The sequence below is a fragment of the Streptosporangium sp. G11 genome (genome assembly GCF_051192615.1).
Classification (GTDB): Bacteria; Actinomycetota; Actinomycetes; order Streptosporangiales; family Streptosporangiaceae; genus Streptosporangium.
Genome location: NZ_JBPJUQ010000042.1, coordinates 79,037 through 92,251, shown reverse-complemented (window position 1 = coordinate 92,251; position 13,215 = coordinate 79,037). Strand labels below are relative to the sequence as shown.

The window sequence follows — 13,215 nt, the reverse complement described above, 5'->3', positions numbered from 1 at the left end:
GACTCGACGTCGGCGGGCAACCACCCCCGATTTTCACGCCCGCAGGGCGTGCGCGCAGCCACATCAAAGACTGAAAAGCGGACGGTCGGCGGTTCGACCCCGCCCCTGACCACAGCGACTGAGCAGCACAAACGCCCCGAGCGAATATCGTTCGGGGCTTTTTTGATCTCTGACGACAACGTCATCCGATTACCGGTGAGCGTGAGACACGTGGATGATGTCCAGCCGAAATTCCTGCTCATTGCCGAAGATGAGCAAATCTGTGACTCCTGCCTTGATGCAGAAGGCGGCTTCGTCGAGGCGCTGGAGAACGACGAACCTGTGACCGTCGAAATCCTGGTTGCCTCCCCTCCCGGCGGATGCGTGACCACCTCAGCGGATCCAAGCGCTACCCCCGGAGGAACCCTTTGGGGCGGAGGCGCTTCGGATGCTCGATACGGCAGGAAATCCGCTCGCGGAGTTCTGGATGGGCGAGATCATCGACTGGCGACCCTCACCGCTCGGCCGTCTCAAGAACTTCTGAAGCTCTTCTGTCGGCGCGTCAGCTGATCCAGCGCGCCGGTTGTCCGGTCAGGCGGGAGATGGTGTCGAAGTCGGCGTCGGCATGCAGCACGGTGAGCTTGTGATGCCGAGCCGTCACCGCCATGAGGAGATCGATCGGAGAGGCGCTCTGGTGCCACCCCTTGTCGGCGAGATCGCGCTGCAACCCGCTCGTCTCGTCCCAGGCCGATTCGGGGATGACAAAGTACGGGAAGGTCTCCTGGAGCAGATTGCCGGCTTCGTAGAAGGCTGGTCGGCCGCCGACAGCTCGGAGGTACTCCTGCCTGACCGGCTCGCAGATACCTACGAGCCCGGCAGAGACCGTCTGGTCCCATTCTGTCCCGACCTGGCCGCGGTAGAAGCGGACCAGGGCGCTGGTATCTATGAGATAGAGCTCTGTCACGCCACGGCCTGGTGTGCGCTGTCACCCTTGTCGATGGCTGAGAAGTCGATCTCACCTTCAGCCACCATCTCGCGCATGCGAGCCACGGCCGCTGCCCGCTTGCGTCGATCAATGATCTCTCGCAGAGCGGCGTTGACCGTGTCTTTCTTGGACGAGGTGCCGAGCAACTTCGCGGCCTCCGCTAGGGCCTCGTCATCGAGGTCGATCAGGGTCTTGGTCATGATGCCCCCACCTGTATATACGAAATGAGAATAGTATATCAACGATGTTGATCTGGAGACGCTGTTCGCAACCTGAACGCGCGAAAAGGAGGATCAGGTTCTTGTCATGAGGCCGGGGGCCGTCGGTTGCCGGGGGGTTGCGTCCACGGAGGTGGTGCAGGCGGAGAGTGAGGGCGTCGCCTGTTTGATGCGGATCCCAGTCATGGTCAAAGGCCCTGCGGGCTGTGGACGGTCCTGGCCGGTCGTGTTCCAACCCGTGATGAAGTGCTCTGGGGGTAGATGTCGCTCCGTGCCGTGTGAAGTCCGTGTCGTTGTGTTCCTACCGTGTCGGCGTGAAGGACGAGACGACCAACCAGACGGCGGTGGCCGCGATCACGACCGCGACGGCGAGATTCTTCGCCTGTCCGGGAATCACGTCCTTCGATTGCCCGCGGATCATGTGCCGCGCCAGGCGGACGGTTCCGGCCCAGGAGATCCGCTGCCGGGAGCTCCAGACGGCCGACGCGACGAGGACGGCCGCGAGAAGCAGGTGCCAGCGCACCGAATCGACGAGAGGTGTCTGGAAGTCCTCGCCGTACCAGCGGATGTACTCCACGACGTCGAGGAGCGGGAAGAGGAGGAGAGCCACCGCGACCGCGGTGCCGGCCGGCCGTTCCCATCGGGCGGGGGCCGCCGCCCTCGCGGCCGCCGCCAACGCGACGAGAACGACCGGCAGGCCGATCCTGTCGGCACAACCGGACCACCATGCGAGGTCGTTCCAGAACGACTCCGGAGCCTCGATGAGGACGTAGCTGCCCGCGAGGAACCTGTCGTGTGTGACCGTGAAGCGGTGGAACGCGGCCGCCCACGCCGCGGCGCCGGCGGCGCCCGCCCACAGGATGATCCCGTGCCATCTCCGGGGCAGCGGTGACCGGGCCGCCAGGAGCAGCGCCCCCGCGGCCACCGGATAGCAGACGATCAAGGGCCAGGGCGGCACGGCCACACGCTCCTGCCCGGCGCACGGGTCGAGGCCCGGCAGGAGGAACGCGATGAAGAGTCCGAACGCGAGCACAGCGCCGACCGCGGAGACCGCCGTGAGCGTGGCCCGACGTGACCCGCGCAGGAGAAGGCCCGCCACGACGACCGGCAACAGGAGAACACCCCAGAACAGCAGCTCTCCCGGCACGTTCTCCAACGCGTAAGGACCCTCCAGCGGGTAGGGGGTCGAGGCCGTCGCGGAACAGAACCAGCCGACGCTCTGCCTGCCCACCCCGAAAGCCGTCAAGGTCACCGGCCCTGACACCGCCAGAACCGCACCGAAGCGCAGCACCACCGCCATCGGAGATCGCACTTCCGATCCGGGCTCCCGGGTCACGGCACCCTCCTCCGGAAACGATCAACTCGGGCGAGGGTAGCGGATGCGGGTCCAGACGGTTCTGGACTCGGAGACCGGCGGTCGCGTCCGTATCATCTCGGCATGGAGTTGAACCCGGAGCCACGGCTCAGTCGGCGGGCGGTGCTCCTGGCCGCTGGGGGGCTGCTCGCCGGTTGCTCCCGGCAGCCCGAGGTCGACAAGGTCCACCTGCGACTGGCCACCGGGCCGGCGGGGGCGGTATACCGGCGCATCGGTGGCGCGCTGGCCGAACACATCACCGAGCAGGTGCCGGGTTCCACGGTGATCACCGTGCCGAGCGGGGCGTCCACCGACAACATCCGGATGCTGCGGGCCGGTGAGGTGCACCTCGGGCTGACGAGCCTGGACGCGCTGGTCACGGCCGACGGCAGCGCGCCCGAGGGGCTCTCGGCGATATGCCGGCTCTACGACAGTCACCTGCATCTCGTGGTCATGGCCGGTTCGGCGATCAACGAGTTCCGGGACCTTGAGGGCAAGCGCGTATCCCTCGGTGCCCGCGACTCGGGCACGGAGTTCACCTCGCTGCGGGTTCTGAAGTTCGGCCTCGTGAACGCCGACGGCCGGTATCTCAGCCAGGCCGAATCGGCGGCGGCACTGCGCGACGGCGAGATCGACGCGATGTTCTCCCTGACCGGCGTCCCGACACCCGCCATCACGGAGCTGGCGCAGCGGCACCCGATCCGGCTGATCCCGTTGGACGCGCAGGCGGACGCGCTCTTCACGGCGTTCCCGGGCTCCTACACCCCGGCCACGATCCCCGCGACCGCCTACGCCGGCGTCCCGGCCACCCGCACCGTCACCGTGCCGAACCTGCTTCTCGTACGCAACGACCTGCCCGGCGACCTGGTCCACGCCATCACCGACACGATTTTCACGCACACCGGCACGATCACCTCCGCCGGCCGCGACGACGCCGAGGCCGTTCCCGAAGCGTGGCAGATCAACGTGCGTACCGGGATCTCCACCGCGTCGATCCCGCTCCATCCGGGCGCGGCCGCCTGGTTCCGCGACCGCAAGCGCTGACCCGAGACGGCGACGGGCCCGCGACGGAGCCCGGGACCTCAAGTCTGCGACAGAGCCAAAAGGCTCAGGCCTGCGACAGAGCCGGAAGGCTCAGATCGGCGGCGGTGCCCGGATCCTCAGACCGGCGTCGGAGTCCGGGACTTCAGGCCTGCGACGGGGCCGGGGCGCCGGACGGCGACGCCACCCGCGGAACGACCGGCAGCGCGACCACCGCGGCGAATCCGTGTCCGGACCCGTCAGGACGCGGCAGGCCCTCCTCCAGCCGCAGCTCGCCCCCGGCCGCCCCGACCAGGTCGGCGCAGATCGCCAGTCCCAGGCCGGTCCCGGACACGTTCTGGTGCCGCGGCGACCGCCAGAACCGCCGTAGCGCCTGGGCCCGCTCGGACGCGTCGATCCCCTGGCCGTCGTCACGGACGGCGATCGTGACCACGTCTCCGGCCGCGGAGGCGTCGCCGGGGCCCGCACCACCGGGGACGACTCGGGCGGTCACCTCCACCACCCGCGCGCCCGACAGCCGTAACGCGTTGCTGATCAGCTCGTCCAGGACGCTGCCCAGTCCGCCCGGCGGCTCCAGCAGCCGCAGCCCCGGCGGCACGTCGACCGCCAGTGTCTGCCCCGCCGTCGCCGTCAACGCCTGCCACCGGTTCACCCGGGTCGCCAGCACCGCGTCGAGGTCCACCGGCGACGCCGTCCGTATGCTCTCCATCCGCGCGCTGGCCTGCAGCGAGTTCAGCATCCGCTGCATCGCCTTCAGCTCGTCGACGGCGATGTCGTACACCTGCCGCCCGTTGCCGGTCGTGCGCAGGTGCGGTTCCAGACTCTCCACGGCGAGCCGGAGGCTGGTCAGCGGATTGCGCAACTGGTGCGACGCGTCGGACACGAACGCCCGCTGCCGCTGCACGGCGTTCTCGACCGCGTCCATCATGGTGTTGAACGACTCCGCCAGCCGCCGCAGCTCGACCGGGCCGGCCTCGGCGTCCGCCCGGATCGTGAGGTCGCCCCGCGAGATGCGGGAGCTCGCCGCGTCCAGCTCCCGCACCGGCCGCAGCACCCACGCCGACACCGGCCAGGCGACGGCCACCAGCGCGATCAACGGCAGCAGCCCGAGCCCGGCGAGCCAGGCCCATCGCACGAGGATGCGATGGCGCGTCTTCGACAGGTCGGAAATCGTCACGACGGCGCCGACGACCTCGCTGTCCCGGCCCACCGGCTCCGCGACCACGAGTGCGGAGTCGTCCCACGGCGCCCATTCCCCGGACGGTTCGGACCTCGCCCCGGCCAGCGCCGCGGTCACGATCCGGGGCAACGCCGGCTCGGCCCGCGCCGACTCCCGGTACGCGCCTGCCGGTCCGAGCAGCACCGTGCCCGACGTGTCGATCACCGCGACCGGGATGCCGTACAGCTCGTGGTAGTGCGCCAGTTCCTGGTGGAGCGCCTCGGTCCGCCCGGTCGAGAGCGCGGTCTCGGCCAGCGACGCGAACCGGCCGACGTCGTTGAGCCGGTCGACGTAGGTCTCCTGCATCTCCCGCTCGGCCACGGTGATGCCGAGCGGCACCCCGAGCGCCGCGACGAGCAGCACCGCGAGGGGCACCAGGACGATGAGCAGGCGACGGTGCACGGCGCGTCAGCCGATCAGCTCCGGCTGGTCGGCCAGGAGCCGATAGCCGACCCCGTGGATCGTGCGGATGATCACGGCCGGCCCGAGCTTGTGCCGCAACGCCGCGATGTGGGTGTCCAGGGTGCGACTTGAGGCCTCCCAGGTCGCGGCCCAGATCTGGTCGAGGATGACGTCGCGGCTCACCACGTTCGGCGCCCGCCGGGCCAGCAGCAGGAGCAGCTCGAACTCCTTGCGGGTCAGCGTCAGGGGCGTGCCGTCGACGGTGACCTCGCGGGTGCCGACGCCGATCCGCATCGGGCCGAGGACGAGCGGCTCATCCGGGTGGCTCAGGGCCCGGGCCGCCCGGGTGCGCCGCAGGACGGCGTCGATCCGGGCCAGCAACTCCGGGACGCCGAAGGGCTTCACGATGTAGTCGTCCGCTCCGGCACGCAGGCCGCGGACCCGCTCGTGCTCCTCCGATCGCGCCGTCACGGCGATGACGGCGGTCTCCGGGTGGTCCCGCAGCCTGCGGATCACGTCGAGCCCGTCGCCGTCGGGCAGGCCCAGGTCGACGAGGACCACATCGGACGGTGCGGCACGCACGGCCTCCGCGGCGGTGGCGATGCGGTGGACCTCGAAGCCCGCCTGGACGAGGACGGTCACCAGACCCCGCGCCACGCGGTCGTCATCCTCGATGATGGTGATCCGCATACCGGCGGATTGTACGGCCCGGATCGGCGCTTGGTCAGCCCCTCGGTTCTCGGAATTTCTCTGGCATCCGGCGCATTCTTGGGATTTCTCTGACACCATTCGCGTCCCCGTCAGCCGAGACTGAGGCCGCGCACTCACTGAACGAACGCGTGTGCGCTGACGAGGAGGCCGCGATATGAGAACGATCAGCAGGTACCGGGCCGTCGCACGGATGGTCGCCGTGATCGGCGTCGTCTCGCTTGTCGCAGCCTGCTCGGGTAACGGGGGCGCCCCCGGCGGAGGCGCCACCGGCGCGAGCGGCGCCGGGGGCTATCCGGACAAGAACATCACGTTCGTCGTGCCGTTCAGCGCGGGCGGCCCGACGGACACCGTCACCCGCATGATCGCCGAGCCGATGGCCGCCAAGCTCGGCGCCAAGGTCGTCGTCCAGAACGCCGAGGGCGCGGGCGGCACGATCGGCGCCGGCGAGGTCGCGCGGGCCGATCCCGACGGCTACACCGTGCTCATGCACCACATCGGCATGTCGACGGCGCCCGCCCTGTACCAGAACCTGAGCTACAAGCCGCTTGAGGACTTCGAGATGGTCGGCCTCGTCACCGAGGTGCCGATGACGATCGTCGCCCGCAAGGACTTCGCGCCCGCGACGCTCCAGGACCTCGTGACCCACGTGAAGGCGAACGCCGGCAAGGTCACGCTGGCCAACGCCGGCATCGGCGCCGCGTCCCACCTGTGCGGCCTGCTGTTCCAGACCGCCGCCGGTGTCAAGCTCCAGGAGGTCCCGTACGAGGGCACCGGCCCAGCGCTGACCGACCTCGTCGGCGGCCAGGTCGACTTCATGTGCGACCAGACGACCAACACCAGCGGCCAGATCTCCGCGGGCGAGGTGAAGGCGTACGCGGTCACCACGCCGGAGCGGGTGAAGAGCCTGCCGGACCTGCCCACCACGACCGAGGCCGGGCTGCCCCAGCTCCAGGTCAGCGTGTGGCACGGTCTCTACGTCCCGAAGGGCACACCGCAGGAGGTCGTCCAGAAGCTGTCCGAGGCGCTGAAGGTGGCGCTGGCCGACCAGGGGGTCGTCGACCAGATGGCCAAGCTCGGCACCGCGCCGGTCCCGGCCGGGGACGCGACCCCGCAGGCGCTCCGGACCAAGCTCGAGGAGCAGCTCGGCACCTGGGCGAAGGTCATCGCCGACGCCGGCGTCAAGGCCTCCTGAGGTGGAGCGTCGCCGGTCCCTCCCGGACGTCCTCGCCGGGGGAATCTTCGTCCTGATCGGTGGCGCGTTCGTGGTGGGGGCGCTCGGCTACGAGCTGGGCACCCCGCTGCGGATGGGCCCCGGAGCCTTCCCGCTGCTGGTCGGCGCGGTCGTGGCCGCCCTGGGCCTGGCGATCGTCGTCAAGGGACTCGTCGCCGGCGAGGTGATCGAGTTCGGGCCGATTCCCTGGCGCGCGGTCGCCGCCATCGTGCTCGCGGTCCTGTTCTTCGGATTCACCGTCCGGGGCCTCGGATTCGTCCTGACGTCGGCGGTGACCGCCCTGCTCACCGCGCTGGCCAGCTCGCGCGTACGGCTGCTCACGGCCGTCGCCGTGGCCGCGGGGCTCACCGTGGCCGGCACGCTCATCTTCGTCGTCGGACTTCAGCTGCGAATCCCGCTATGGGGCCCGTGGCTGGGGTTCTGACGCGGCATCCGGATTGAGGCATGGAACTTCTCGACAACCTCGCCCTGGGCCTCTCGACCGCCCTCCTGCTCCAGAACGTCCTCTACTGCTTCGTGGGAGTGCTGCTCGGGACCGCGGTCGGCGTGCTGCCCGGCATCGGGCCGACGGCGACGGTGGCGATGCTGCTGCCGATCACGTTCAGCTTCGAGCCGGTGACGGCGCTGATCATGCTGGCAGGCATCTACTACGGTGCGCAGTACGGCGGCTCGACGACCGCCATCCTGATCAACCTGCCCGGTGAGTCGTCGGCGGCGGTCACCGCGCTGGACGGGCACGAGATGGCCCGGCAGGGCCGGGCCGGAGCGGCGCTGGCCGCCGCCGCGGTCGGGTCCTTCTTCGCGGGTACGGTGGCCACCGTGGTGCTGGCCGTCGCGGCCCCGCCGCTGGCCCGCGTCGCGTTGCGGTTCGGCCCGGCCGAGTACTTCTCGCTGGTGCTGCTCGGCCTGATCGTGTCGATCGCGCTGGCGCGCGGCGCGGCGCTCAAGGCACTGGCGATGATCGCGCTCGGCGTCCTGTTCGGCACGGTCGGCCAGGACCTCTACACCGGCACGCCCCGGTTCGTGTTCGGCCAGCGTGAGCTGTACGGCGGCATCGACTTCGTGTCGGTCGCCGTCGGCATGTTCGGGGTGGCCGAGATCCTGCGCAACCTGGAGAACGAGCAGACCCGCACGGCGATCGTCGACAAGGTGAAGAACCTCTGGCCGACCCGCGAGGACCGGCGCCGGATCGTCGGCCCGATCCTGCGGGGGACCGGTCTCGGCGCCGCGCTCGGCGTCCTGCCCGGCGGTGGCCACGTGCTGGCCTCGTTCACCTCGTACGCCGTCGAGAAGCGGATCTCGAAGCGGCGGCAGGAGTTCGGGCGCGGCGCGATCGAGGGCGTCGCCGGTCCCGAGTCGGCGAACAACGCCGCCGCGCAGACGTCGTTCATCCCGCTGCTCACCCTGGGGCTGCCCGCCCACCCGGTGATGGCGCTGATGGTCGGCGCGTTCATCGTCCACGGCATAACCCCCGGCCCGAACGTCATCACCGACGAACCGGCGCTGTTCTGGGGCCTGATCGCGTCGATGTGGATCGGCAACGTGCTGCTCGTGCTGCTGAACCTGCCGCTGATCGGCCTCTGGGTGCGCATGCTGCGCATCCCGTACCAGGTGCTGTTCCCGATGATCATCCTGTTCGCCGCGATCGGCACATACTCCCTGGAGTTCAACGCGTACGACGTCTACGCGATCGTGTTCTTCGGGATTCTGGGCTACATCCTGATCAAGTGCGGCTGCGAGCCGGCGCCGCTGCTGCTCGGCTTCGTCCTCGGACCCCTGCTCGAGGAGAACCTGCGGCGGGCGCTCATCATCTCCCGTGGAGACGCGTCGGTCTTCCTGACCCGGCCGATCTCCGCGGTGCTCCTGGCCCTGGCCGTGGCGGCGCTCGTCGTCGCCGTCCTCCCGGCGATTCGCAGGCGCCGCGAGGTTGTGTTCGCCGAGGAGGAGTAGGGTGGGTCGGCTCCGCGTTCGGAATGGCTGGGCGAGAAGACGTGACGATTCAGGTATCGGTCTGCGGCCCGCGCGACTGCACGGGCGACGACGAGTCCAACGCCCGCGAGGTCAGCCGGCTGCTGGCGGAGCGCGGCGCGGTGGTGATCTGCGGTGGTTACACGGGGGTGATGGCCGCCGTGGCGGCCGGTGCCCGGTCGGCGGGCGGGACGGTGGTCGGCATCCTGTCCCGGGCGGACAGGGAGTACGCGGGCCCGGATCTCTCCATCGTGATCCCGACCGGCGTCGGGGAGGCGCGAAACACCATCATCGTCAACTCGGGTGACGCCGTGATCGTCGTCGGCGGATCGTGGGGCACGCTGTCCGAGCTGGCGCTCGCGATGCGGCGCGGCCGTGTCCCCGTGGTCCAGCTCGGCGGCTGGCGGCTCCTCGACGGTGAGGGGCACCCGGTCGCCGGTGTCAGGCACGTCTCGTCCCCGGAGGAGGCGCTGGCGGCCACCGGGCTCTGGCCTGACCAGCGGACGGAAGGCTGAGAGACGGGAGGCTGAGAGACGGGAGGCTGAGAGACGGGAGCGTCGACGGTGAAGGCCACAGAGTGGCCCGGCGAGGCCGCGTTTCGCCGCCGTTCCGCCGGAACCCGGACGGGTCCGTCGTCCGGCATCATGGCGGCGTGAGATCTTCGCCCGACACCGGCTGGTACACCGTCCGATGCGTTTTCCGCTGGGACCCGCCACGTGACACCTACGAGGAACGGGTCACCCTGTGGAGGGCCGCCTCGTTCGACGAGGCCATCATCATGGCGGAGCGCGAGGCGGCGGAGTACGGCATCGGCGGAGCGTTCCGGTATCTGGGGCTGGCGCAGGCGTACCGGCTGTCGGACGAGGTGATCGAGCCGGGCACGGAGGTCTTCTCCCTCCTTCGGGACAGCGATCTCGAACCGGAGGAGTATCTCAGCACCTTCTTCGACACCGGAGACGAGCGTCAGGGACATATCTCGTAGGTCACCGGGCCGGAGGCGAGCACGGCGATCGGCGCCCCCTGCCCGCCCGCGAGGTCACGGGAACGGACCTCGCGGGTCGCCGGGCCGAGATGAGCGCCGGCGGTGGACCTCGCGGGAAGCCGTGCGCCGGGAACGGGCCCGGTGGACGCGCGGGCATACTGGAGGACGTGCCACGACGTGATCCACGGCCCCGAGCCCGTTCCGCGCCCACCGCCTCGTGTCCGTGCGGGCTGCCCGCGAAGTACGGGGACTGCTGCGGGCGGCTGCACCGCGGGGAGGCGTCCGCGACGACGGCCGAGGCGCTGATGCGGTCGAGGTTCAGCGCCTTCAGCGTCGGTGACGCCGAGTATCTCCTCCGCACCTGGCACCCGTCGGCGCGCCCGCCCGGCGTCGACCTCGGCGGCGGGCTCCGGTGGACCCGGCTGGAGGTGCTGGAGACGACCGGCGGCAGCGCCTTCCACACCGAGGGCACCGTCCGCTTCCGCGCCCACTACGTCGAGCGCGGCGAGGCGGGCCACATGGACGAGAACAGCCGCTTCACCCGGCACGCGGGCGACTGGGTGTACGTCGGGGCGCTCTGAGGACCGCTCTGTACGGCGGCGCCCTAAGAACGGTTCCGCGTGTCGGGGTGCTTTAGGAAACGCTCTGTGTGCCGGGCGTTCCAAGGACGGCTCTGCACGTCGGGGCGTTCTGAGAACCGTTCTGAGGACCGCTCTGGAAAACGTCGTTTCACCACGTCACGGCCACGGCGGTCGCGCCGAGCCGCCGTGAGGCGAACCCCCGCGTCCGGCCCCGGAAACACCCGGACCTCTCGCCACTTTCAACGTATAGCGGACAGGGGGGCTTGCGGCAAGACCCCGGTGACGGTCCAGAATTCGAGGCCGTGAGCCGCACCGGCGCCTGGTGAACGGAGACGGGCGCGTCCGGGGCTCACGTTGACCATGCCCCGGCCGATCGTGGTCGCGGCTGTCGTAAGAGGGGGAGTTTCGATGCGTTTTCTGCTGTCGACGATCGGGTCACGTGGTGATGTCCAGCCGGTGGTGGCACTGGCGGTGCGGCTGAGGGCCCTTGGCGAGGAGGTCCGCGTGTGCGCGCCCCCCGACTTCCGCGACTGGATCGACGGTCTCGGGATCCCGTTCACGCCCCTCGGCCCCGAATTGCGTTCGACCGGGAAGGCCGACCCGGCGGCGGCCCCGCCCTCGCCCGAGCAGCGGCGCCGGATGGTGGAGGCCTCGATCGCCGACCAGTTCGAGACGCTGCTGGCGGCGGCAGAAGGCTGCGACGTCATCATGGCGGGCGGATACCTGGTGGTGGCCGCTCGCTCGGTGGCCGAGCGGATGGGGATCCGCTACGTCTTCGCCGGCTACTGCCCGACAGCCCTGCCCTCCCCCACCACGCGCCACCCCCGCTGCCGATGCGGGGGGACACGACGGCGGACGGTACGACCGGCAACCGCACGCTCTGGGATCGGGACGCGCGACGCTGGAACGACATCTTCGGCGCCGCTCTCGACTCCCACCGGGCCTCGGTCGGCCTGCCCCCGGTCGATGACGTGCGGAGCCACATGTTCACCGACAGGCCCTGGCTGGCCGCCGACCCGACATTGGGGCCCTGGCCCGAGCCCGCGGACCTGGAGGTGGTCCAGACGGGCGCCTGGATCCTGCCGGACGAGCGTCCGCTCTCCGCGGAGCTGGAGGCGTTCCTCGACGCCGGCGAGCCACCCGTCTATTTCGGCTTCGGCAGCATCCGCGCTCCCCAGGACCTCGGCAAGACGATGATCGAGACGGCCCGCGCGCTCGGCCGCCGCGCGATCGTGCTCCGCGGATGGGCCGACCTGGCGCTGCCGGACGACGGACCCGACTGCCTGTCCATCGGAGAGGTGAACCAGCAGGCGCTCTTCCGGCGGGTCGCCGCCGTCGTGCACCACGGCGGCGCGGGCACCACCACCGCCGCCGCGCGGGCCGGGGCACCCCAGGTCGTCATCCCCCAGCATTTCGACCAGCACTACTGGGCACGACGGGTCGACGACCTCGGAGCCGGAACCGCGCACTCGCCCGGCGCGCCGACCACCGGCTCGCTGACCGAGGCCCTCGGTTCCACTCTCCGGCCGGACGTGGCGGACCGTGCCCGATCCCTCGCCGGCGAGGTGCGCACCGACGGCGTGGAAGCCGCCGCGCGGCTGCTGGTGGCCGTGGACTCTCGAAGCTCGTTCTGAGGCGGGGGTCGGCGACAGGCGTTCTGAAGCGGAGGGTCGGCGAGAGGCGTCGCGCGCGGGGGAGGGCGGTCGGACCTCATCGTCGACGGTGTTCTGCCCTAACGTGTTCTCTCATGTTCAGCCCCCCCGCGCTGCTGGTCTCGGCCATCCTCGGCGTCTTCCTTTTCTCCGGCGGTGCCGAGGCTCTCGCCTCTCCTGTCAGGGACCTGCCCGTCCTGACCGACAACGCCCTCTACCGCAGCGGCAAGATCAAATCATCGAAATGTCCTGACGGCGCGCTCAGCACCCAGAGCTTCGCGGACGCCAGGCGCACCATCGTCGGGTTGTGGGGCTGCCTGAACGCTTCGTGGTCGGCACATGCCAAGCGTGCCAAGCTGCCCTTCGCGCCCGCCAAGCTCGTCGTCCTCAGCAAGCCGAAGCAGTTCTGCGGGAAGAAGTGGCAGAAGAACATCAACGCCCGTTACTGCTTCACGACGAGGACAATGGCGATACTGGTGGATGAGGATTACTACCTGCGGACCCGCGTGATCTACCACTTCCAGTACATCGCCGGGCTCTACGGCCGTCATCTGCAGTCCCTCACCGGCATCGCCAATGGTCACGGCGCGTTGTCGTACAAAAGCGAGACCGAGCGCCTCGAGCAGGCCAGGCGCGGGACCCTGCAGGCCGACTGCCTGGGAGGAGTCTTCCTGGGAAGCGTCTGGAAGAGCGCGGGGCATGACAGCGAGGGCTGGCCCGCGCTGCTGGAACTCGTGAAGGGCAACGCCGACTACAACTACGACCACAAGAAAGACCGCCGGTTCGCCAGGGGCAAGAACATCGTTCACTGGCTCGACCGCGGTTTCAGGAGCGGCGACCCCGGCTCCTGCAGAACCTGGACGGCACCCTCCTCGCGCGTTTCCTGACGGTC

The 13,215-nt window shown here is 70.0% G+C and carries 15 protein-coding genes and 1 pseudogene; 11 read left to right on the top strand and 5 right to left on the bottom strand.

Annotated features, from left to right (window positions below; genetic code table 11):
- On the top strand, window positions 1-549 hold a 549-nt coding region (locus tag ACSDR0_RS31355; RefSeq protein WP_435292511.1), incomplete at its 5' end, for a hypothetical protein.
- Here the strand turns inward: ACSDR0_RS31355 and ACSDR0_RS31350 are convergent.
- The 3 genes from ACSDR0_RS31350 to ACSDR0_RS31340 all read right to left on the bottom strand — a co-directional run bounded on the left by ACSDR0_RS31350 (window position 542) and on the right by ACSDR0_RS31340 (window position 2,494).
- Window positions 542-943 (bottom strand): PIN domain nuclease, encoded by a 402-nt coding sequence (locus tag ACSDR0_RS31350; RefSeq protein ID WP_435292510.1) that lies wholly within the window; start codon window positions 941-943, stop codon window positions 542-544. The two genes, ACSDR0_RS31355 and ACSDR0_RS31350, sit on opposite strands and share 8 nt — an antisense overlap.
- Window positions 940-1,164, bottom strand: a complete 225-nt coding sequence (locus tag ACSDR0_RS31345; protein ID WP_329087211.1) for a type II toxin-antitoxin system VapB family antitoxin — start codon at window positions 1,162-1,164, stop codon at window positions 940-942. Before ACSDR0_RS31345 ends, ACSDR0_RS31350 begins: the two co-directional genes overlap by 4 nt.
- Window positions 1,165-1,483: 319 nt before the next feature.
- Entirely contained in the window at window positions 1,484-2,494 is a 1,011-nt protein-coding gene (locus tag ACSDR0_RS31340; RefSeq protein ID WP_435292509.1) for a hypothetical protein, read from the bottom strand.
- A 126-nt stretch (window positions 2,495-2,620) separates the two neighbouring features.
- Between ACSDR0_RS31340 and ACSDR0_RS31335 the strand changes: the two genes are divergently transcribed.
- Window positions 2,621-3,580 carry a TAXI family TRAP transporter solute-binding subunit gene (locus ACSDR0_RS31335; RefSeq protein WP_435292508.1) on the top strand — a complete coding sequence of 320 codons (960 nt, stop codon included), beginning with the start codon at window positions 2,621-2,623 and terminating at the stop codon, window positions 3,578-3,580.
- A 142-nt stretch (window positions 3,581-3,722) separates the two neighbouring features.
- On the opposite strand, the gene ACSDR0_RS31330 is transcribed toward ACSDR0_RS31335, so the two are convergent.
- Entirely contained in the window at window positions 3,723-5,198 is a 1,476-nt protein-coding gene (locus ACSDR0_RS31330; protein ID WP_435292507.1) for an ATP-binding protein, read from the bottom strand.
- 6 nt (window positions 5,199-5,204) lie between these two features.
- Complete coding sequence (locus tag ACSDR0_RS31325; protein ID WP_435292506.1) at window positions 5,205-5,888, bottom strand: response regulator transcription factor; 684 nt, start codon at window positions 5,886-5,888, stop codon at window positions 5,205-5,207.
- A gap of 175 nt (window positions 5,889-6,063) precedes the next feature.
- Here ACSDR0_RS31325 and ACSDR0_RS31320 point away from each other — a divergent pair, with 175 nt between their 5' ends.
- The 9 genes and pseudogenes from ACSDR0_RS31320 (at window position 6,064) to ACSDR0_RS31280 (ending at window position 13,210) form a co-directional block, all read left to right on the top strand.
- The gene (locus ACSDR0_RS31320) at window positions 6,064-7,101 is read left to right on the top strand and encodes a tripartite tricarboxylate transporter substrate-binding protein (protein WP_435292505.1); all 1,038 of its coding nucleotides are present in this window, start codon (window positions 6,064-6,066) and stop codon (window positions 7,099-7,101) included.
- Between the two features lies 1 nt (window position 7,102).
- Window positions 7,103-7,564: a tripartite tricarboxylate transporter TctB family protein gene (locus ACSDR0_RS31315; RefSeq protein ID WP_435292504.1), complete on the top strand. Its 462-nt coding sequence runs from the start codon at window positions 7,103-7,105 to the stop codon at window positions 7,562-7,564.
- Window positions 7,565-7,584: 20 nt separating this feature from the next.
- The gene (locus ACSDR0_RS31310; protein ID WP_435292503.1) at window positions 7,585-9,090 is read left to right on the top strand and encodes a tripartite tricarboxylate transporter permease; all 1,506 of its coding nucleotides are present in this window, start codon (window positions 7,585-7,587) and stop codon (window positions 9,088-9,090) included.
- A gap of 41 nt (window positions 9,091-9,131) precedes the next feature.
- Window positions 9,132-9,623 carry an LOG family protein gene (locus ACSDR0_RS31305; RefSeq protein WP_435292502.1) on the top strand — a complete coding sequence of 164 codons (492 nt, stop codon included), beginning with the start codon at window positions 9,132-9,134 and terminating at the stop codon, window positions 9,621-9,623.
- Window positions 9,624-9,760: 137 nt separating this feature from the next.
- A complete protein-coding gene (locus ACSDR0_RS31300) occupies window positions 9,761-10,090 on the top strand; it encodes a hypothetical protein (protein ID WP_435292501.1) in 330 nt (109 codons plus the stop codon).
- A gap of 158 nt (window positions 10,091-10,248) precedes the next feature.
- Window positions 10,249-10,671, top strand: a complete 423-nt coding sequence (locus tag ACSDR0_RS31295; RefSeq protein ID WP_435292515.1) for a YchJ family protein — start codon at window positions 10,249-10,251, stop codon at window positions 10,669-10,671.
- A 360-nt stretch (window positions 10,672-11,031) separates the two neighbouring features.
- Window positions 11,032-11,319: pseudogene (locus ACSDR0_RS31290) on the top strand (glycosyltransferase); the annotation flags it as partial.
- 185 nt (window positions 11,320-11,504) lie between these two features.
- Entirely contained in the window at window positions 11,505-12,305 is an 801-nt protein-coding gene (locus ACSDR0_RS31285; RefSeq protein WP_435292500.1) for a glycosyltransferase, read from the top strand.
- Window positions 12,306-12,418: 113 nt separating this feature from the next.
- The gene (locus tag ACSDR0_RS31280; RefSeq protein ID WP_435292499.1) at window positions 12,419-13,210 is read left to right on the top strand and encodes a hypothetical protein; all 792 of its coding nucleotides are present in this window, start codon (window positions 12,419-12,421) and stop codon (window positions 13,208-13,210) included.
- Window positions 13,211-13,215 lie beyond the last annotated feature (5 nt).